Annotated in this window: 14 protein-coding genes; 7 read left to right on the top strand and 7 right to left on the bottom strand. The window is 69.3% G+C overall.

Features of this window, described 5'->3' with window-relative positions:
* Positions 1 to 577: 577 nt before the first annotated feature.
* The 3 genes from gltB (at position 578) to ACWCO2_RS08475 (ending at position 7154) form a co-directional block, all read left to right on the top strand.
* Entirely contained in the window at positions 578 to 5128 is a 4551-nt protein-coding gene (gene gltB, locus ACWCO2_RS08485; RefSeq protein WP_450127060.1) for a glutamate synthase large subunit, read from the top strand.
* Positions 5121 to 6623: a glutamate synthase subunit beta gene (locus ACWCO2_RS08480; RefSeq protein ID WP_450127059.1), complete on the top strand. Its 1503-nt coding sequence runs from the start codon at positions 5121 to 5123 to the stop codon at positions 6621 to 6623. The genes gltB and ACWCO2_RS08480 overlap by 8 nt, the downstream gene beginning before the upstream one ends.
* Before the next feature lie 156 nt (positions 6624 to 6779).
* Positions 6780 to 7154 (top strand): hypothetical protein, encoded by a 375-nt coding sequence (locus ACWCO2_RS08475; protein ID WP_450127058.1) that lies wholly within the window; start codon positions 6780 to 6782, stop codon positions 7152 to 7154.
* Between the two features lie 101 nt (positions 7155 to 7255).
* On the opposite strand, the gene ACWCO2_RS08470 is transcribed toward ACWCO2_RS08475, so the two are convergent.
* The 4 genes from ACWCO2_RS08470 to ACWCO2_RS08455 form a co-directional block, all read right to left on the bottom strand.
* A complete protein-coding gene (locus ACWCO2_RS08470; protein WP_450127057.1) occupies positions 7256 to 9526 on the bottom strand; it encodes a helicase-associated domain-containing protein in 2271 nt (756 codons plus the stop codon).
* Between the two features lie 321 nt (positions 9527 to 9847).
* The gene (locus ACWCO2_RS08465) at positions 9848 to 10663 is read right to left on the bottom strand and encodes an SGNH/GDSL hydrolase family protein (protein WP_450127056.1); all 816 of its coding nucleotides are present in this window, start codon (positions 10661 to 10663) and stop codon (positions 9848 to 9850) included.
* A 168-nt stretch (positions 10664 to 10831) separates the two neighbouring features.
* Entirely contained in the window at positions 10832 to 13114 is a 2283-nt protein-coding gene (locus tag ACWCO2_RS08460; RefSeq protein WP_450127055.1) for a HelD family protein, read from the bottom strand.
* Between the two features lie 127 nt (positions 13115 to 13241).
* Positions 13242 to 13487, bottom strand: coding sequence for a GntT/GntP/DsdX family permease (locus ACWCO2_RS08455; RefSeq protein WP_450127150.1), 246 nt, complete (start codon positions 13485 to 13487; stop codon positions 13242 to 13244).
* Between the two features lie 11 nt (positions 13488 to 13498).
* Between ACWCO2_RS08455 and ACWCO2_RS08450 the strand changes: the two genes are divergently transcribed.
* The gene (locus ACWCO2_RS08450; RefSeq protein WP_450127054.1) at positions 13499 to 14173 is read left to right on the top strand and encodes a FadR/GntR family transcriptional regulator; all 675 of its coding nucleotides are present in this window, start codon (positions 13499 to 13501) and stop codon (positions 14171 to 14173) included.
* A gap of 191 nt (positions 14174 to 14364) precedes the next feature.
* On the opposite strand, the gene ACWCO2_RS08445 is transcribed toward ACWCO2_RS08450, so the two are convergent.
* On the bottom strand, positions 14365 to 15168 hold the full coding sequence (locus ACWCO2_RS08445) for a transglycosylase SLT domain-containing protein (RefSeq protein WP_450127053.1): 804 nt from the start codon (positions 15166 to 15168) through the stop codon (positions 14365 to 14367).
* Between the two features lie 219 nt (positions 15169 to 15387).
* Entirely contained in the window at positions 15388 to 17745 is a 2358-nt protein-coding gene (locus ACWCO2_RS08440) for an ATP-binding protein (protein WP_450127052.1), read from the bottom strand.
* A 133-nt stretch (positions 17746 to 17878) separates the two neighbouring features.
* Here ACWCO2_RS08440 and ACWCO2_RS08435 point away from each other — a divergent pair, with 133 nt between their 5' ends.
* Positions 17879 to 18361, top strand: a complete 483-nt coding sequence (locus ACWCO2_RS08435) for a hypothetical protein (protein ID WP_450127051.1) — start codon at positions 17879 to 17881, stop codon at positions 18359 to 18361.
* A gap of 44 nt (positions 18362 to 18405) precedes the next feature.
* Positions 18406 to 19071 carry a DUF2461 domain-containing protein gene (locus ACWCO2_RS08430; RefSeq protein ID WP_450127050.1) on the top strand — a complete coding sequence of 222 codons (666 nt, stop codon included), beginning with the start codon at positions 18406 to 18408 and terminating at the stop codon, positions 19069 to 19071.
* Here the strand turns inward: ACWCO2_RS08430 and ACWCO2_RS08425 are convergent.
* Complete coding sequence (locus ACWCO2_RS08425; RefSeq protein WP_450127049.1) at positions 19049 to 19354, bottom strand: VanZ family protein; 306 nt, start codon at positions 19352 to 19354, stop codon at positions 19049 to 19051. The genes ACWCO2_RS08430 and ACWCO2_RS08425 overlap by 23 nt on opposite strands.
* 131 nt (positions 19355 to 19485) lie before the next feature.
* Between ACWCO2_RS08425 and pyk the strand changes: the two genes are divergently transcribed.
* The gene (gene pyk, locus ACWCO2_RS08420; RefSeq protein ID WP_450127149.1) at positions 19486 to 20907 is read left to right on the top strand and encodes a pyruvate kinase; all 1422 of its coding nucleotides are present in this window, start codon (positions 19486 to 19488) and stop codon (positions 20905 to 20907) included.
* The last annotated feature ends 4 nt before the right edge of the window (positions 20908 to 20911 follow it).

Raw genomic sequence — 20911 nt, 5'->3', positions numbered from 1 at the left:
CCCGCGAGTCCCCGCGGACGGGGGCTCTGAGCTGGAAAGATATCAGGGCTCGATCAACGGTCCGAGCCGCTGAGGGGTGTCTTCGAGCACGGGCTACCACCAGCGGCCACCCAGCGGTTAGATTTGGCAACGGATCGTGTTCACCGGTGCCCGGCTCGAGCAGCCGACGGGTCGTGGCCCGGAGTGTTCTGCTCGGTGAGCGGCATCGCCGCCTCACGCGGCGGGTGAAGCCCGCCAATCGCACGCACGAGGAACGGCCCCGGACTCGCATCGGGAGGTCTGCGATGACAAAACCCCTGGGCAGCCGCCGTTCGCGCGGATTTTTGTAACCCACACGGGTGCGTTACAACAAGATGGTCAGCATCACTCCTCGACTACTGCTTCCGGGTATCCTGGCTGTTAAAGTTCTCTGAACACTCCGGTCACGAGCGGGCTTTCGAAAGCCCGAAAACTTCTGTCGTGACACCGGAAGTCATCTGCGGGCCAGCGTCGTCCCGTGCCCAGAAGTCATGAAGTCAGGTCAGCCGATGCGGCTGTCGACTTTTCGAGCACGAGAACCGACGAGGGAGGTCTGCGAATGGTCTTCTCCGCCGTCCCAGCAGCCCAGGGCCTGTACGACCCGGCTGCGGAGAAGGATTCCTGCGGTGTCGCCATGGTCGCCGACGTCCGCGGACGCCGTTCCCACGGCATCGTCGCCGATGCGCTGACCGCGCTGGCGAACCTCGAACACCGCGGTGCCGCTGGCGCCGAGCCGACCAGCGGTGATGGTGCGGGCATCCTGGTGCAGCTGCCGGACGAGCTGCTGCGCGCCGAGGCCGGCGTCGAGTTGCCCGAGGCCGACGAGTTCGGGCAGCGCCGCTACGCCGCGGGCATGGTGTTCCTGCCCGCCGACGAGGACCAGCGCCGCCGCGCGATCGAGCTGGTGGAGCAGGTCGCCGCCAATGAGCAGCTGAAGGTGCTGGGCTGGCGCGACGTGCCGATCACCCCGGAGAAAGCGGGCGTGGGCACCACGGCGCTGAAGTGCATGCCGCACTTCGCGACCTTGCTGGTCGCCGGGCAGCGCGACGAGGCGGGCATCGAGCTGGACCGCCTGGCGTTCTGCCTGCGCAAGAGCGCCGAGCGGGCCGCCGCGCAGGAGGGCTTGGAGCTCTACTTCCCGTCGCTGTCCAGCCGGACCATGGTCTACAAGGGCATGCTGACCACCGGGCAGCTGCCCGCGTTCTTCCCGGACCTCACCGACGAGCGGCTGGTCAGCGCGATCGCGCTGGTGCACAGCCGGTTCTCCACGAACACCTTCCCGTCGTGGCCGCTGGCGCACCCGTTCCGCTTTGTCGCGCACAACGGCGAGATCAACACGATCCGCGGCAACCGCAACCGGATGCGGTCCCGCGAGGCGCTGCTGGCCTCCGACCTGATCCCGGGCGACCTGTCCCGGCTGTACCCGATCTGCGCAGAGGACGGTTCGGACTCCGCCTCCTTCGACGAGGTGCTGGAGCTGCTGCACCTGGGCGGCCGCAGCCTGCCGCACGCGGTGCTGATGATGGTGCCGGAGGCGTGGGAGAACCACGCCGAGATGGACCCCAAGCGCAAGGCGTTCTACCAGTTCCACGCCAGCCTGATGGAGCCGTGGGACGGCCCGGCCTGCGTCACCTTCACCGACGGTTCGCTGGTCGGCGCGGTGCTGGACCGCAACGGCCTGCGCCCGGCGCGCTGGTGGCGCACCGCGGACGACCGCGTGGTGCTGGCCAGCGAGACCGGTGTGCTGGGCGTCGACCCGGCAGAGGTTGTGGCCAAGGGCCGGCTGCAGCCGGGCCGGATGTTCCTGATCGACACCGAGCAGGGCCGCATCGTCGACGACGAGGAGATCAAGTCCGACCTGGCCGGTGAGCAGGCCTACGACGAGTGGCTGCACGCCGGGCTGCTCAACCTCGACGAGCTGCCCGACCGCGAGCACGTGGTGCACACCCACGAGTCCGTGGTGCGCCGCCAGCTGGCCTTCGGCTACACCGAGGAGGAGCTGAGCCTGCTGCTGGCGCCGATGGCGACCAGCGGTGGCGAGCCGCTGGGCTCGATGGGCTCGGACACCCCGCCCGCAGTGCTCTCGCAGCGCTCGCGGATGCTCTACGACTACTTCGTCCAGCAGTTCGCGCAGGTCACCAACCCGCCGCTGGACGCCATCCGCGAGGAGATCGTCACCTCGGTGGCGCGCGTGATGGGCCCGGAGCAGAACCTGCTGACGTCCTCGGCGACGTCCTGCCGACACATCGTGCTGCCCAACCCGGTCATCGACAACGACGAGCTGGCCAAGCTCATCCACGTCAACGACGACGGCGACCTGCCCGGTTTCGCCTCCGCAGTACTGTCCGGCCTGTACGAGGTCGACGGCGGTGGTGAGGCCCTGGCTGCGGCCATCGAGCGGGTCCGCGAGGAGGCTTCCGAGGCCATCGCCGCCGGTGCGCGCGTGCTGGTGCTCTCCGACCGCGACTCCGACCACAAGATGGCGCCGATCCCGTCGTTGCTGCTGGTTTCCGCAGTGCACCAGCACCTGGTGCGGACCAAGGAGCGGCTGCAGGTGGCGCTGGTGGTGGAGAGCGGTGACGCCCGCGAGGTGCACCACATCGCCACGCTGCTCAGCTACGGCGCCGCGGCGGTCAACCCGTACCTGGCGTTCGAGACCATCGAGGACATGATCGGCACCGGGCAGATCACCGGTACCCGGGCCAAGGTGGCGATCCGCAACTACGTGCAGGCGCTGGTCAAGGGCGTGCTGAAGGTGATGTCCAAGATGGGCATCTCCACCGTCGGCGCCTACACCGCGGCGCAGGTCTTCGAGGCCGTCGGCCTGTCCGCCGGGCTGGTCGGCGAGTACTTCGAGGGCACCACCTCCAAGCTCGACGGCGTCGGGCTGGACGTGCTGGCCGAGGAGGTCGCGCAGCGGCACCGCCGCGCCTACCCGGACAACCCGACCGAGCGGGTGCACCGCAAGCTGGAGGTCGGCGGCGACTACTCCTACCGACGCGAGGGCGAGCTGCACCTGTTCAGCCCGGAGACGGTGTTCCTGCTCCAGCACTCCACCAAGACAGGCAAGTACGACGTGTTCCGCCGCTACACCGCAGAGTGCGACCGGTTGTCGGCGGAGGGCGGCACGCTGCGCGGGCTGTTCAAGCTGGACAGCGGCCGGGAGCCGATCGACATCGACGAGGTCGAGCCGATCTCGGAGATCCTGAAGCGGTTCTCCACCGGCGCGATGAGCTACGGCGCGATCTCCGCCGAGGCGCACGAGACGTTGGCGATCGCGATGAACCGGATCGGCGGCAAGTCCAACACCGGCGAGGGCGGCGAGGACGTCGACCGCCTCTACGACCCGGAGCGGCGCTCGGCGGTCAAGCAGGTCGCCTCCGGCCGGTTCGGCGTGACCAGCGAATACCTGGTCAACGGCACCGACATCCAGATCAAGATGGCGCAGGGCGCCAAGCCCGGCGAGGGCGGTCAGCTGCCCGGCTACAAGGTGTACCCGTGGGTGGCCAAGACGCGGCACTCGACGCCGGGCGTCGGGCTGATCTCGCCGCCGCCGCACCACGACATCTACTCGATCGAGGACCTGGCGCAGCTGATCCACGACCTGAAGAACGCCAACGAGCACGCCCGCGTGCACGTCAAGCTGGTCTCCGAGATCGGCGTCGGCACGGTCGCGGCGGGTGTGTCCAAGGCGCACGCGGACGTCGTGCTGATCTCCGGCCACGACGGCGGCACCGGTGCGGCGCCGCTGACCTCGCTGAAGCACGCGGGCACGCCGTGGGAGGTCGGACTGGCCGAGACGCAGCAGACGCTGCTGCTCAACGGCCTGCGCGACCGCATCACCGTGCAGGTCGACGGTGGGTTCAAGACCGGCCGCGACGTCGTGGTGGCCGCGCTGCTGGGTGCCGAGGAGTACGGCTTCTCCACCGCGCCGCTGGTGGTCGAGGGCTGCGTGATGATGCGCGTGTGCCACCTCGACACCTGCCCGGTGGGCGTGGCCACCCAGAACCCGGAGCTGCGCAAGCGCTACACCGGCCAGGCCGAGCACGTGGTGAACTTCTTCGAGTTCGTCGCCCAGGAGGTGCGGGAATACCTGGCGCAGCTGGGCTTCCGCACCCTGGACGAGGCGATCGGTCAGGTATCCGCGCTCGGCGTGGATGACGCGGTGCAGAACTGGAAGGCCCGCGGCCTGGACCTGACCCCGGTGTTCGCCGAGCCGCAGACCCCGTACTCGCCGGTGCGACGCCGGGTCCGCGAGCAGGACCACGGCCTGGACCAGGCGCTGGACCGCACGCTGATCCAGCTCGCCGAGGCAGCGCTGGAGGACGCCCGCCCGGTGAAGCTGGAGCTGCCGGTGCGCAACGTCAACCGCACCGTCGGCACGCTGCTGGGCGCCGAGGTCAGCCGCCGCTACGGCGGTCAGGGCCTGCCCACCGACACCATCCACGTCGAGCTGGTGGGTTCGGCCGGGCAGTCGCTGGGCGCGTTCCTGCCGCCGGGCGTCACGCTGGACATGGTCGGCGACGCCAACGACTACGTCGGCAAGGGCTTGTCCGGCGGGCGGATCGTGGTGCGCCCGCACCCGGATTCGGCGTTCGCCGCCGAGAACCAGGTGATCGCGGGCAACGTGATCGGCTACGGCGCGACCAGCGGCGAGGTCTTCCTGCGCGGTCGGGTTGGCGAGCGCTTCGGCGTCCGCAACTCCGGTGCGCTGCTGGTTTCCGAGGGCGCTGGTGACCACGCCTTCGAGTACATGACCGGCGGTCGCGCGGTGGTGCTGGGCGGCACCGGCCGCAACGTCGGCGCGGGCATGTCGGGCGGCATCGCCTACGTTCTGGACCTGGACCCGGTGCGGCTGAACACCGCGATGGTGGACCTGCAGCGGCCCAGCGCCAAGGAACTCAAGTGGTTGCACGAGATCGTGCAGCGGCACCACGAACTGACCGGTTCGGCGGCGGCGGCCTCGCTGCTGGGCGACTGGCGGCGGCGATCGGCGGCGTTCAGCAAGGTGATGCCGCGCGACTACCAGCGGGTCCTGGAGGCCAAGCGGATGGCCCAGATCGAGGGCCGGGACATCGACGAGGCGATCATGGAGGCTTCCCGTGGCTGACCCGAGGGGATTCCTGAAGCACACCCGGGCCGATGCCCCCAAGCGTCCCGTCGACGACCGGTTGGGCGACTGGCAGGAGGTCTACGCCGCTCTGTCCACTGAGGACCGCCGCGCGAAGGTCGCGGAGCAGGCGTCGCGGTGCATGGACTGCGGCATCCCGTTCTGCCACTCCGGTTCGGCCGGCTGCCCGCTGGGCAACCTGATTCCGGAGTGGAACGACATGGTGCGCCGCGGCCAGTGGCAGGCGGCCAGCGACCGGCTGCACGCCACCAACAACTTCCCGGAGTTCACTGGCAAGCTGTGCCCCGCGCCGTGCGAGGCGGCCTGCGTGCTGGCGATCTCCCCGGACGCCGGTGGTGCGGTGGCCATCAAGCGGGTCGAGGAGACCATCGCCGAGGTCAGCTGGGAGAACGAGTACGTCGCCGCGCAGGTGACCGAGGCGCACACCGGCAAGCGGGTGGCCGTGGTCGGTTCCGGACCGGGTGGGCTGGCGGCTGCTCAGCAGCTGACCCGCGCCGGGCACGAGGTGACCGTTTACGAGCGCGATGACCGCATCGGCGGTCTGCTGCGCTACGGCATCCCCGAGTTCAAGATGGAGAAGTCCGTCCTGGACCGGCGGTTGACGCAGATGCGCGACGAGGGCACGAAGTTCATCACCGGCTGCGAGGTCGGCGTGGACCTGACGGTCGAGGACCTGCGGGCCGGTTACGACGCGGTGGTGCTTGCGGTGGGCGCGCTGCGTGGCCGCGATGACACGACGATCCCGGGGCGCGAGCTCAAGGGCGTGCACTTGGCGATGGAGCACCTGGTCCCGGCGAACAAGGAGTGCGAAGGCGACGGCCCGACGTCGATCTCGGCGCAGGGCAAGCACGTCATCGTCCTCGGCGGCGGCGACACCGGCGCGGATTGCTACGGCACCGCGACCCGTCAGGGCGCGCTGTCGGTGACCCAGCTGGACAACTACCCGCAGCCGCCGACCAGCCGCGACGACGACCGTTCGCCGTGGCCGACCTGGCCGTACATCCTGCGCACCTACCCGGCGCACGAGGAGGCGGGGGAGCGCAAGTTCGCGGTGGCGATCGAGTCGTTCGTCGGTGACGACGAGGGCAACGTCCGCGCGGTCCGCCTGCGCGAGGTGACGGTCCAGCGCGACGCCGACGGCCGCCGGCAGGTAGTCCCGGTCTCCGAAGAGGCCGAAGAACTGCCCTGCGACCTGGCCCTCCTGGCGATCGGCTTCGAGGGCGTGGAGCACATGCCGCTGCTCGAGGGCCTGGGCATCGACCTGACCAAGCGAGGCACGATCGGCTGCGGCTCCAACTGGGAGACGAAGTCCCCAGGTGTCTTCGTCTGCGGCGACGCCCACCGGGGAGCCTCCCTGGTCGTCTGGGCGATCGCCGAAGGCCGCTCGGTCGCCAACGCGGTCGACGCCTACCTCACCGGTTCGTCGCAGCTCCCGTCCCCGGTCCACCCGACGGCGTTGCCGCTGGCGGTGTGATCTTTCGCCACTGGCGCAAGAAGAAACCCCTGCGTGGATCGATTTCCGCGCAGGGGTTTCTTCTTTTTGTCAGCCGAGGTGTCGGCCGTCCTTGATGCTGTTGGTGAACGCTCGGAACTGCGCGGGGGCGAGTACCAGTGCGGGACCATTCCGGTCTTGTTCTTCGGCGCTCCGGTGCTGGTGGTGGTCGGAATCATCTTGCTGGTCAACAGCTTCCGGCCGTTCAAGATGCGGATCGACGAGCGGGGGATCCTGCTGGACACCCCGCCGACAAGGTGCGGATCGCGCTGGGCTGGCAGTACATCGCGAAAGTCGCGGTCGAGGAACTGCCCAAGCCGAAGGGGAGGAGGGCACCGCGACCTACCTGGTGGTGTGGCCGCAGGGCGGCGCGAACTCCGGTGTGCCGCAGACCGGATGATCCAGCGCAACGGTTGGACCGGCTACCGCCTGATCGACGTCGACGACGTCCGCGAGGGCAAGGAAAAGCTCACCGCAGCCTTGGCCCAGTACGCCGCCCCGATCTTCCGCTGACGGCTCCCCAGGCCCGTGAGCACTTCGTGGGGCTATGGCTGGCTATGGCACCAGAAAGTGCTCACGGGTCTTGACCAGGCCGAACCGGCTCATTCGCCGATTCACCGCTTGCGGCGGCGATGCCCCAGCGGGGAGACGGCGCGGATTCGGTCCATGCGGAACTGGCGGTCGTCTTCTCGCAGGTGGCAGTAGGAATCCAGGTAGGGCCCGGCGATGAAAAGCGGTGTGATGACGCGGGTTGTGCAGCTTCCCTGCTGGTCCTGATATTCGATTTCCACGTCGGTTTCGGTCGCTATCGCCTCTTCGAGGAGTTCGATTTCGAGGTCGGACAGCCCGGCGGTCCGTTCGGCGAGGATCTGGCTCCTGCTGGCCGGCATGTTCTCCAGCAGATCCACCATGACCGGAGGTCGTGCGACGTCGTCCGGTTGGGCGAGCAGGTGCTCGGCCACTTCGCGGAGGTCGGCTTCGTCCGGCAGGGCCAGCGCCGGACCCAGGTAGTACGGCTGCGCCACCAGAACCGGCGGACGATCGTCGGCCACGGCGCGCTCGATCACGACGGCGCCGTCGTTCGCTTGCTGCACCGGGGAATACCCGGCCTTCCGCAATGCCGTCAGGGTTTCCTCGGGTGGTTTGCCCGACGCGAGCACGGTCGGCGCCAGGACCTGCAGCGACAGCTCGCGCAGCGCGCGGTGCCTGCTGACCTCCAGCACCAGGGCTTCTTCCCCGAGCACGCAGCACCGCACGCTGCGCACCTGCAGCTGCCCGAACCGCCGTGCGACGTCTTTGATCAGGTACTCCAGCGGCTGCGGAACGTCAGCGCGGGAGATCTCGGCGAGCCGGCTCAGGAGTTCCTCGGCGGAGTGCCCCTGATCCATCGCGCGGCGCACGGATTCGGGGCTGAACCGCCAGGTCGATGCGGTGTCTCGGCCTTCGGACTCGGCCATCAGGTTCAGCGTTGATGCGAGGTCCCCACTCGGGGTGCCTGCCACGACCGCGCTCAGATCCGCTTGCAGCAGCACCGTTTCCTCTGCCTGGGGAAGCAACCGAACAGCTGCGTCCAGCAACGTCTGGTCGTCGCTCGCGCAACGGCCCAACGTCGACAGCGCGCCGCGGGCTATCACGCCGACTGCCTCGGCTTCAGCCCAGTTGACCTGCATCGGATCGACCAGGTCGGCGGCGCTGCGATAGCGCACCGGTCGCTTCCAGACCAGCTTCTCGCTCAAGAGGCCGGGTTCGTCCAGCGCCGCGCCGGGTTCCAGGGCGGCGAGCTCGGCCACCAGATCGATGCGGAACGTTCGGTCGAACGCGCTGTCACCGGGCAGCATCGCTGGACCGGGCTTGTCCACGACCTTGCTGAACATCGCAGCGGCGGGCTGCTCCCACCACGTGCGGACCAACCAGAGGTAGCGCTGCGCCGGCGTTAACCGCTGCCAGTCGTCGGCGAGGTTCGACGGGATGAGGTCGCCCGCATCGTCGAGGCTGAGCAGCTCGGCCGCGACGGCGGTCTCCAGCCAGAGCCGGATCTCGTGCTGGTCGGTCTTCAGGACCTTGGCGAGCTGCTTGAGGACCCGCAGACCGACTCCGCCGTTCTGGAGCATCGCCAGCGGATTGGTCGCGCAGTATTCGAGCAACCGGGCCACGCCGTCGACGAATCCGGTCGCGGCCAGCGCTGCCGCCTTGTCGACCTCGGCGGGGTCGAGCAGGTTCGTGGGCGGTTCCGGAGGCGGCGGCCGCAGCACCGCGCGGTCACCGGACTCGCGCAGCGCCAGTCCGATCTCGCGCGGCATCTCGAACGGTCCCCGGTCGGGCCGGTACTGGTCCGCGCCGACCAGGAAGCCCCGCCTGATCATCCAGCGCATCGCTGCAGGCTCCCCGGAGAAGGCGAAGGCTCCCGAGGTATCGCGGGCCAACTCCATCGCGACTTCTGCGGTCGAACCGGGAGCCATGGCTAGCGTTGCGGTCACCTGCGCGGGGTCCTGCACGAGCTCCTTGATGCGCAGGATCGTGTCAGCCTTCGTCCTGGCCCGTTCCAGCCCGAGTGCTTCGGCGATGTCGCGGACGGTGGTGCTGGCATGGACGTTCAGGAGCTTCGCGACCGGGCGGCCGAGCCCTGCGGTGCGGAGGGCGCGCAGGGGCGCGGCGAGCTGGATCGAACCGTGCTCGTCCAGCCGGATGAGGAAGCGTTCCGCCAGCTCCCGGAGGGCGCGGTCGAGTTCGGCGCCACCGCCGAGAACCTGCTCGACCTGCTCGCGGGTGCAGCCGTCGCCGAGCGTGCACAGCGCGCGGAGCACCTCGTGGCAGCCGGCGTCGAGCCGTTCCAGCGCGGATTCCACCGCGCCGGGGGAGTCGAGCACGGCCGCAAGCCGCTGCAAGGAAGGGGCTCCTGCGAGCACGCTTTCCGGACGGTTCTTCAGCAGCGTCAGAAGACCGTCGTGACCGAGTGCCCGGAGACGCTGAGCGAGTTCGGAAATCACCCGGCCAACTGTTCCAGTCGCGCAGGCGGTGCCGGACAACGGGTCCGATTTCCGCGCAGGATCACCTGGTCAATGCCCGTGAGTGGTGTGGGGCGCTATGGCACCCCACACCACTCACGGTTCCTGACCAGGCCACACCGGCTGCCCGCACGTGAAGTCCCAGGCATTGCAAGATCGGGAATCACTTGTGCGCGAGGAAGTTCGCGCTTGCGGGATTCGCTACGCCTTGGGAGTTGTGGACAGCCAGTTCGCAGCGAGTTCGGTGATCACCGCCGCGCCGCGGTCGCTGAGGTGGATGTGGTCGACGAGCAGTTCACGGCCGCCGCTGGCGGCGATGTCGTCCCAGCTGCGACCGAGTGCGTAGTGCTGGGTCGCAGCCGACAGCGCCAGCAGGAAGCTGAAGTCGTAGGACGTCCGGATCGCCCGCTGGGCCACGATTTCCGCCATCCGCTCGTGCACCGGGAGGTAGTCCGCTCCGGCGCTCGCCGCCGTCTCCTTGATCGCGCGGTTGTACTCGGACAGCCTGCGGTTGATCTCCGCGTTCAGGTCCTCGCCCATCGGCGGTAAGGACATCAGGGCGATCCGGGCGTCGGTCCGGTCCTGGATCCGGGCGATGATCGCGGCGAGGTTGTCCCGGTACTGCTCCAGCGGCACGCCGTCGCGGACGTCGTTGGTGCCGACGAGGATCGTCACCGCGACCGGGCGGCACGCCACGACGTCGGTGTCGATCCGGGTGAGCAGATCGGCGCTGGTGTTGCCGTTGACCCCGGCATTGATGAACTCGTACCGCGCCTGCTCGGGCCTGCTGCGCAGCGAGCCGATCCAGTCACCGCCGAGCGTGCCCCGGGCAATGCTGGCACCAGCGGCGACCACTGCGGGGCGCGGGTTCGGGCTGCCGCAGGCCTCGGCCGGCGTGTTGTGCGGTGAGTGGAGGAACGCGAAGTATCCGCCGACACCTGTCACGCCCAGTGCTGCGGTGAGCACCACGCACACCGATGCGATGACCTGTTTCTTGGACACGATGCGCTTTCGCACGACGGTTGTTCCTTCCCATGACCGACCCGGCTGCGAGTCGGTGAGTGAGCACTTACCCACTATAGTTAGTGAGTACTCACTAACTAGTCAAGAGGAGGATCTTCGATCACGGGGCCGAAGAGCATTCGAGGGGCACCTCCCGCTGGGAGATGCCCCTCGTGCCGGACGTCAGATTCCGCGCAGTACTTCGGGTAGATCGTCGGTGTGCAGGACGCCGAGGCGTTGGGTTGCTCGGGTCAAGGCCACGTAGAGGTCGTTGAGGCCTCGCTCGGACTCCTCGGCGATCGCCGCCGGTTCCACCAGTAGCACGGCGTCGAACTCCAGGCCCTTCGCCTGCTCCACGGTCAGCAGGGCCACCGGGGCGTCGAGGTCGTCTGCCCGGGTGCCGATCGTCGCTTCGGGGAGCGAATCCGCCAGCTGCGGGCCGATTTCGGCCAGCACCTGCGGCGGCATCAGCACCGCGAGACGGCCGTCGGCAACCTCGCGCAGCTCCGCCGACACGGCTTCCGGCAGCGCCGCCGCCAGGTCGTCGACGCGGTGGGCCCACGGCTGGTGGCCGCTGGTGCGCACCGAGGTCGGCGCCTCCAGGTCGGTGTCCATTTCGGACAGAACGTCGGCGGCGATGTCCATGATCTCGGCCGGGGTCCGGTAGTTGACGGTCAGCTCGACCATCTTCCAGCGGTCCTGGACGTACGGGTGCAGGACGTCGTGCCAGGCGTCCGCGCCGGCCAGCGCCCCGGTCTGGGCGACGTCGCCGACCAGCGTCATCGACCGGCTCGGGCAGCGGCGCATCAGCACCCGCCAGGCCATCGGCGACAGCTCCTGCGCCTCGTCCACGATCACGTGCCCGAACGTCCAGGTGCGGTCGTCGGCGGCGCGTTCGGCCGCGGTCAGGTCGCTGCGGGAGCGGAACCGCTCCGCGAGCAGCTCGGCGTCGAGCACGTCGGACACCCGCAGCCGCTCCTCGTCGGCGATCTCCTCGTCCTGCTCCATGATGTGCAGAACGCCTTGCGCGTAGGCGAGTTCCTCGCGCTCCTGGCGTTCGCGCTCGGCGCGGGCCTGCGCGTCGTCCTCGCCGAGCAGTTCGGCGAGCTCGTCCAGCAGCGACACGTCGGCCGGGGTCCACGGCGTGCCCGCGGCCCGCAGCAGTTCCTCGCGCTCCTCGTCCTCGAGGTGCTTGCGGGTGGCGGTGGCCAGGCGTTCCGGCGAGCTGAGCAGTTCGTCGAGCAGCTGCTGCGGGGTGATCTCCGGCCAGAGCTCGTCGAGCGCCCGGTCGACCGCCGGGTCTGCGCGCAGCTCGACGTTGATCTCGTCCAGGTCGCGCCGGTCGAGCAGGTCGCGGCCGAGCCGGTCGGCGACCTGGAGGGTCAGCGCGGAGAACATCTCGTTGCGGAAGATTCGGCGCGCCAGGTTGTGCGGCTTGCGGGAGCGCCGGGCGCGGGTGCGGGCCTGCGTCGCGGTCTTCCGGTCGATGCGCAGCGGTTCGCGGTCGAAGGTGACTTCGACGTGGTCGGCGGGCACCTGCTGGCGGTCGCGGACCGCCGCGACGAGCACGTCGACCATGGGTTCGCGGCCCTTGATCTCCGCCGCCCGCGCGGATTCCACGCCGGTAGCGGTGATCCCGGGATACAGACCACCCACAGTGGACAGCAGCACGCCGGTCTCGCCGAGGGACGGCAGCACCTGCCCGATGTAGCGCAGGAACGTCTCGTTCGGGCCGACGACCAGCACACCGCGCTTGGACAGCTGCTCGCGGAACGTGTAGAGCAGGTAGGCCGCGCGGTGCAGCGCCACGGCGGTCTTGCCGGTGCCCGGTCCGCCCTGCACGACCAGCACGCCGTTCATGCCCGCGCGGATGATCTGGTCCTGCTCGCCCTGGATGGTGGCGACGATGTCCTGCATCTGCCCGGTGCGGCGGGCGTCGAGCCGGGCCAGCAGCGTGGCCTCACCGGCCAATCCGAGGTCGTTGCCCTGCTCGGCGGCGTCGAGGTCGAGCACCTCGTCCTCGTAGTCGAGGACCTTGCGCCAGCTGGTGCGCAGGTGCCGCCGGCGGCGCACGCCGTCCCGCGCGGCGGCGGTGGCCAGGTAGAACGGACGGGAGGCCGGGGCCCGCCAGTCCAGCAGCAGTGGCTCGTACTCGTTGTCCTCGTCGAACAACCCGAGCCGGCCGACGCGGAAGGTCTCACCGGTGTCCAGGTCCAGCCGTCCGAAGCACATCCCGTGCTCCACCGCGCTGAGCTGGGTGAGCTTGTCGGTGTACATCCGGGTCGAGATGTCGCGCTCGGTGCGCGCCTGCGGCGGACCACCGCTGTCGCGCAGCGTGTCCTTCAACCGCTGCGTGGTCTCCTGGCGCAGGGCGTCCAGCTTGTCGTACAGCACGGTGAGGTACTGCTGCTCGACTGCGATCTCCTGCGCGCGAACGGCATCCCGATCGGATCGGGCGTTGGACAACTGCGCCACCTCAGTACTTGGGGGGATGGGGAAAGCCCGACTCCGGTCGGCCCGACCCACCAATATACCGCGCGACGAAGAAGGGGCCGTGAGCGCGAATACCGGTCTTCGCGCTCACGACCCGAGGTCACACGACGGTCGACAGACCCAGGATCACGACGAAGGAGACCACCGAGAGCAGGGTTTCCATCGCCGACCAGGTCTTCAAGGTCTGCCCGACGGTCATCCCGAAGTACTCCTTGACCAGCCAGAACCCCGCGTCGTTGACGTGCGAGAGGAACAGCGAGCCGGAGCCGATGGCCAGCGCGACCAGCGCGCCCTGCGCGGGCGGCAGGCCCGTCACCATCGGCGCGACCATCCCGGCCGCGGAGATGGTGGCCAGAGATGGAGCAGCGCTTCGGGATCTCCCGCAGCGTCGCCCGCGAGGTGGTGCGCAGTCTGGCCTCGATCCGGCTGGTGATCGGCCGTCAGCGGGTCGGCATCGTGGTCCGCCCCCGAGAGGACTGGAACGCCTTCGACCCGCAGCTCATCCGCTGGCTGCTGGCCGCGGACCGCACCGCGCAGCTGAAAACCCTTGCGGAATTGCGGACCGCGGTCGAACCGATGGCCGCGGCCGCAGCCGCCCAGCGCGCCACCGACGAGGACGCGGCCCGGCTGGTCGCGCTGTCCGAGCGGATGGTCGCCGCCGCGCGCGCCGGCGACCTGGACACCTTCATGGCGGCCGACGTCGAGTTCCACCGCCAGGTGCTGACGGCATCGGGCAATGAGATGTTCGCCCAGCTGCACGAGGTCGTCGAGGAACTCCTGCGCTGGCGGACCGGGACCGGCCTGATGCCCGAGCGCCCGCGTCCGGTCGCCCTCCGCCTGCACTGCGAGATCGCCGAATGCATCCGCAGCGGCGACCGAACCCGAGCAGAGGAGGCCATGCGCGAGCTGGTCGCCGAAGCCCTGGAGGGAACCCTGGCTCTCCTCGACGACACCCGAACCGCCGGCCACCGGTATGTCCCGACTCCCGGTCCCGTCCCGTGGACTGGACCACAGTTTCAATTGAAACTGTAAATCCCGCCCACGGCGGATCACAGTTTCAATTGAAACTGTGGTTCCTCGAGGGCCGAGCACGGACCGACCGGCGCCGTCCCGGGAGAGGGGACCGGGACGGCGCCGGTGTGTCGGGGTCCGGTGTGTCGGGGGACGCGAGTTCAATGGAAATCAGACGTCTGATTTCCATTGAACTCGCGGAGGGTCGGGGGTCAGTAGCCCATGTAGTCGCCGCCGGAACGCACGTTGCTGACGCCGGGGACGTCGGCGACCGAACCGTAGGTCGAGATCGCGTAGCGGGTGGCCGCGATGATGTTGTCGACCGGGTTGTAGATGTCGTGGTGGCCGGGCAGCGCGTAGCTCTGGAAGGTCGGCTCGATGGTCTGCATCAGACCGATCGACGGGGTGCCGGCGCTGGCGTTGGAGTCCCAGTTGTTCGTCGCGCTCGGGTCGCCGTTGGACTCGTGCATGATGATCATGCGGATTGCTTCGGCGTCGATCTGCTCGCGCGGGATGCCGTTCTGCTCCAGGACGTGCACGGCGTCGTTGATCCAGGCGCCGATCTGGTCGACCGGCTTCCTCTCGACCGGCTGCTCCGGAGCGGGGGCGGCCTCCGGAACGGGGGCGGCCTCGAGGGCGGGCTGCGCGGCGGGGGCCGGTTCGGCCGCCGGACGGGGGGCGGCGGCCGGTTGCGGAGCGGGGTTCGCGTGGAGCGGGGCGGCTTCGGTGATCGGGCGGACCATCGCCGCGTTCTCGACGTGGGGCTGCTCGGTCTTGAGGCCGCCGACGCCGGCGAACGCGCCCAGCACGCCGAAAGCCGCTGTGGCGGCACCGATCTGCAGCGCGCGCATCTTCGGGGGGACGCGGTGCTGGCGGTCGGGGTTCTCGCCGAGGAATGCCGCGCGCAGCCAGCTCGCCGTGTTCGGCACCGCCCTCTCCCAGCGGTGCCGCGCGGTCGGCTGCGGATCTCGGTGGTCGAGGATTTCGTTCTCGGGGGGCTTCGGTTCGGGGGTCACGGGGATCCAGGTTCCGCGACGGAGAGTGAAACCGCACCGAGGTTTGCACGTGCTCAGGTACCTAGATTACGTCGAACGGCGGACTTTGTGTGGGGATTCGACTACAGAAAGTGAAAATTTCCGGGCTGGAAAGTGATCCACCGAACGTCGGCCCGCCACGCGCGCTGACCAGGACAGCCCGCTGCTCGGGGGTCAAGAGGATGCGGAATGCGACGTGCTTCACCGTGAGACGGCGTCGCTCGCTTCGCTCGCAGTGCGCTGCGTGGCCACCCATCCGGCGATCTGCGCGCGCGAGGAGAAGTCCAGCTTGGTCAGGATGTTCTGGACGTGGCCTTCCACGGTGCGCTGGGCGATCACCAGGTTCTCGGCGATCTCCTTGTTGGTGTTGCCCTGCGCGACCAGCTCGGCGATCTGCCGCTCCCGCCTGGTCAGCGGCATCGGGTGCACGTTCTCATCGGTGCGCGTCCGAGCGTGCCGCTTGGCCTCCAGCGCGTAGTCGATGATGTGCGGCACGGACAGCTGGCGGCCCTGGTCGAAGGCCTCCTGGAACGCTTCCTCGCCCAACGCCGTGCGGGTCTGCGCCTGGTGCTCGTCGTGGTCGGTGGCGAACCGGGCCCAGAAACCGGGAGCCGCGCACACGGCGTCCCAGACCGACGAAGCCGCGCCGAACAACCGGGCAGCGCGGTCGTACTTGCCCTGCTGCTGGGCGATCCAGGAGAGGCTGTCGATGCTGAACGCGATGCCCAACCGGTTGTCCAGCTGCCGCTGCAACCTGATCGCCTTCTTCGCCGCAGCCTCGGCCCGCTCCAGATCGCCGCGCAGCGCCTCGGTCTGCGCCGATGCCCACAGCGCGTAGGAGCGCCAGTACAGCTCACCATGCTCGGTGGACAGCCGGACGCACTCGGCCAGCAGCTCGAGGCCGGCCTCGGCGGCCCCGTTGAGACCCTTGATCATGCCGAGGCCGAACAGGGCGAACAGCTCGCCGGCCACCGATTCGTGCTTGCGGAACTGGCCCAGCGCGTCTTCCACCAGATTGATGGCCCGTGACGGATCGTTGTCGGCGAACGCCGCGAGCCCGCGCACCAGCGCCAGGTACGGCTTCTCGGAGTCCTCGCTGCGCTGCGTGGCCAGCACCGTCGCCTGCTCCAAGGTCGACTGCACGGTGTCCAGATCGCCGTGCAGCAGCGCGAACCAGGCGCTGACGCGCAGTGCGCGCACCCGCTCGGGCACTTCGCGCGGCGTGTTGGCCAGCACCTGGTCCAGCCAGTGCCGGGCTTCGCTGTTGAGCCCGCGGATGACCCAGTACTGCCAGAGGTCGGTGGCCATGCCCAGCGCCGTGCCCGCGGTCTCCGGGTTCGCGCCGGCGGTCTGCAACGCGGTCCGCAGGTTGCCCTGTTCGTTGCGCAGCCGCTGCACCCAGGTGACCTGGTCGGGGCCGATCCAGTCGGTGGAGAAGCGGCCGGCGAGGTCGCTGAACCACGCGAGGTGTCGCTGTCGCATGGCATCCAGCTCGCCGAACTCCACGAGCTTGTCCTGGCCGTACTCGCGCAGCGCGTGCGGCAGCCGGAAGCGCGCCTCGCCGCCGTCCTCCTCGCGCAGCAGCACGGACTTGTCCACCAGCGAGTGGACCGCGCTCAGCACGTCGGAGTCGGACAGGCCGTCGCTCGCGACGTGCTCGGCGGCGGCCAGGTCGAAGCTGCCGGAGAACACCGACATCCGAGCCCACGCCAGCCGGTCCTGATCGGAGGCCAGCTCGTAGCTCCAGTCGATCAGCGCGCGAAGCGTCTGCTGCCGGGCCGGGGCGCCGCGGCGGCCCTCGGTGAGCAGGTCGTACCGCTCGGCGAGGCGTTCCTCCAGCTGCTGCAGGGACAGCGAGCGCAACCGGACCGCGGCCAGTTCGATCGCCAGCGGGTTGCCGTCGAGGTGGTAGCACAGGCGCATCAGCGCGTCGGCGTTGTCACTGGTCACCTCGAACTCGGGCACGGCGGCCCGGGCGCGGTCGACGAACAGCCGGACCGAGGAGAACTGCTCGTAGGCCTCTGGCGGCGGCAGGTGGTCGATGTCGGGCACCTGCAGGGGAGGCACGACCATGGTGGCCTCGCCGGCGACGCCGAGGGACTGGCGGCTGGTGGTCAGCACCCGCACGCCCGGGCACCACCGCACCACCGCGTCCACCAGGTGCGCGACGTCCTCGATCACGTGCTCGCAGTTGTCCAGCACGAGCAGCATCTCGCGGTTCTTGAGCTGCTCGATGACGGTGTCCAGGTCCTCGTCGGCGGTCGGCCCGCCGATGCCCAGCTGCTCGATGACGGCGTCGACCACCAGCGAGCCGTCCCGCACGTCCTCCAGCCCGACGCACCAGGCCTTGTCCCGGAATGAGCGGCGCATGTTGTTCGCGACCCGCATGGCCAGCCGCGTTTTGCCGACACCGCCGGGGCCGGTCAGGGTGACGACCCGGGATTCGGCGAGCAGTCGCTTGGTCAGGGTGATCTCACGACGACGGCCGACGAAGCTCGTGACGTCGGCCGGGAGGTTGCCCGCTGGCTCCCGCAAACGGGCTCGCGCAGTAGAGACCACGCCACGAGCTTAACCGCGGAAATGCCCTCTGACCTGCGATCTTGTCCCCGCTTACGCCCCGTCACCCAGAAGTGTGGCCAAGGGAACAGATTCCCGCGGTCAATCACGCAGAAGAGCGGATCACGTCCCCCGGGTGCGTGAAGATCGCGTGGTCGAGGAACCGGGATTCCACCGCGCCGTGCGCGGGCACATCTGCCGGTCCGGAGAGCTCGTCGCCGTCACCTCGGAGGTCGTCGGCGGGGTGCTGTTCGCCGACGAGCCCCCGGCTCACCACATCCACTGGCTCGTCGTCTCCGACCAGGAGCGCCACCTGAACCCGGTGGTGCCGTCCGTCCCGGGGTCGGACAATGTCCCCGTCCGTTCGCGGGGAGGGCGAGATGCACGGGTCGGCGTCGTCATGACCGCCCAGCACTACCTGGGCGTATCGGGTCTCGCGCGGCAGCTCGGCGTGACCCGGCAAGACGTGTCGAAGTGGCTCAGCCGGTACCCCGCGGCCTCCGAGCACCCGTTCCCGGAACCCGATGTCGAGGTCGACGGCGCCCCGGGTTGGACGCTGGAGCGAGTACCCGAAGTCGAGCTGTGGCGGAGCAGCATCCCCGGGCAGTACGGCGGCTGACTCGTGCGTCTCGGTGCTGATCGCGCCCTGGATAGGGTGGGGGTGTGCGGTTCGAGGGTTTTGGGGATGGGGCTGTCGAGTTCTTCGACGGGCTCGAGGCGGACAACTCGAAGGCTTTCTGGAGCGACAACCTGGCCCTCTACAAGGAGCACGTGCGGGGGCCGATGGAGGCGCTGATCGCCGAGTTGGAGCCCGAGTTCGGGCCCGGATTCGGTTCGGGGAAGGTCTTCCGGCCGCACCGGGACGTGCGGTTCAGCCGGGACAAGTCGCCGTACAAGACGCACTGCGGGGCCGTGATCGAGCAGGGGCGCGGCGGCGGGGCTTACTACGTCGAGGTCGGCGCTGCCGGGATGATGGTCGCCGGCGGGTGCTTCCACGCCGAGTCCGACCAGCTCGCGCGCTTCCGGACCGCGGTGGACACCGAGATCCACGGCGAACACCTGCGGCGGCTGCTCGACGAACTGGAGGCCGCTGGCTGGGAGATCGCCGGGGAGGCGCTCAAGAGCCGTCCCCGCGGGTTCGACGCCGACCACCCACGACTCGATCTGCTCAAGCGCCGGACGCTTTACGTCTTCCAGCGCTGGGAACCTGACGACGCGCTCCACGAGCGCAGCTGCCTGGACCGGGTTTGGCAGGCGTGGACGCAGGTCCGCGAGCTCAACCAGTGGTGCGCCGATCACGTCGGGGTCACCGGGAAGAAGCGCCGCTGACCTTCCGCACCAGCGCCACGACCGCACAGCCGACGATCGCACCCGCGGTGTCCACCAAGCCGTCGGCCAGCTCGCAGCTGCGGCCGAGCGGCAGCAAGCCCTGCAGCACCTCCGACGCCGCCGCGTAGCCCACCAGCGCGGGAAGCAGCTTGACCAGCGGGAATCCGGCGATCCGGCCGGTGGTGGCAAGGGCAGCGAACAGCACGAAGTGCACGACTTTGTCCGTGCCGGGCGGCGCGCTCGGCACGCCTGACGCGGGCATGAACAGGATGAGCAGACTCACCAGCGCGACGATGCCGAACGGTAGCCGGGTGAGCTGCTTTCTGTAATGATCCAGCAACGATCTCCCCGATGGGCCTTCTGCGGGCATGGCGCGTGCTGCGCACGCCGGTCAACAGACTAGGCTGGCATGATGTGAGTCGACGAGCCAAGATCGTTTGTACCATGGGCCCTGCCACTGCCACACCGGAGAAGATGGCAGAGCTCGTCAGCAGCGGAATGGACGTCGCCCGGCTGAACTTCAGCCACGGCAGCCACGCCGATCACCAGCAGGTCTACGACATGGTCCGGGCGGCGGCCAAGGAATCCGGCCGCGCCGTGGGCATTCTCGGCGACCTGCAGGGACCGAAGATCCGACTCGGCAAGTTCGCCGCCGGGCCGGTCGAGTGGCGTACCGGCGACATCGTGCGCATCACGGTCGACGACGTCCAGGGCACCCACGACCGGGTGTCCACCACCTACAAGGGCCTCGCCAACGACGCCAAGGTCGGCGACCGACTTCTGGTCGACGACGGCAAGGTGGGGCTGACCGTCACCGGCGTCGAGGACAACGACGTCGTGTGCGAGGTGACCGAAGGTGGTCCGGTTTCGGACCACAAGGGAATCTCGTTGCCGGGCATGGATGTTTCGGTGCCCGCGCTGTCCGAGAAGGACATCCAGGACCTGGAGTTCGCGCTGGTGCTCGGCGTGGACTTCATCGCACTGTCCTTCGTTCGCAGCCCGGCCGACATCGACCTGGTGCACCAGGTCATGGATCGGGTCGGCCGCCGCGTCCCGGTGATCGCCAAGCTGGAGAAGCCGGAAGCGGTGGACAACCTGGAGGCCATCGTCCTGGCCTTCGACGGCGTCATGGTCGCCCGCGGTGACCTCGGCGTCGAACTCCCGTTGGAGCACGTGCCGCTGGTGCAGAAGAAGGCGATCCGGATCGCGCGTGAGAACGCCAAGCCGGTCATCGTCGCCACCCAGATGCTCGACTCCATGATCAACAATTCGCGTCCGACGCGCGCGGAGACCTCCGACGTCGCCAACGCGGTGCTCGACGGCACCGACGCCGTGATGCTCTCCGGGGAGACCAGCGTCGGCCGCTACCCGGTGGAGACCGTGCAGACGATGGCGCGCATCGTCGAAGCGGTCGAGGCCGGGTCGACGGAGCCGCCGCCGCTGAGCCACGTCCCGCGCACCAAGCGCGGCGTGATCTCCTACGCGGCGCGCGACATCGGCGAACGCCTCAACGCCAAGGCCCTGGTGGCCTTCTCGCAGTCCGGCGACACCGTGCGCCGGTTGGCCAGGTTGCACACCCGGCTGCCGCTGCTGGCGTTCACCCCCGAGGAGTCGGTGCGGAGTCAGCTCGCTCTCACTTGGGGGACTGAGACGTTCCTGGTGCCTAAGGTCGACACCACGGACCAAATGGTGCGGCAGGTGGACCAGGCGATGCTGTCCCTGGGGCGCTCGCAGCGCGGTGACATGGTAGTCGTCGTGGCGGGTTCGCCGCCCGGAACGGTCGGTTCGACCAACCTCATCCGCGTGCACCGGTTGGGTGAGGAAGACCACGTCTGATCCG

The organism is Saccharopolyspora sp. NPDC002376, assembly GCF_053593195.1.
This window is presented reverse-complemented; position numbering and strand designations above follow the sequence as displayed.

Excerpts from the sequence above, each read along its gene's own strand:
- gltB (WP_450127060.1), top strand. The coding sequence starts at position 578 with ATGGTCTTCTCCGCCGTCCCAGCAGCCCAGGGCCTGTACGACCCGGCT.
- ACWCO2_RS08450 (WP_450127054.1), top strand. The coding sequence starts at position 13,499 with ATGGAGCAGCGCTTCGGGATCTCCCGCAGCGTCGCCCGCGAGGTGGTG.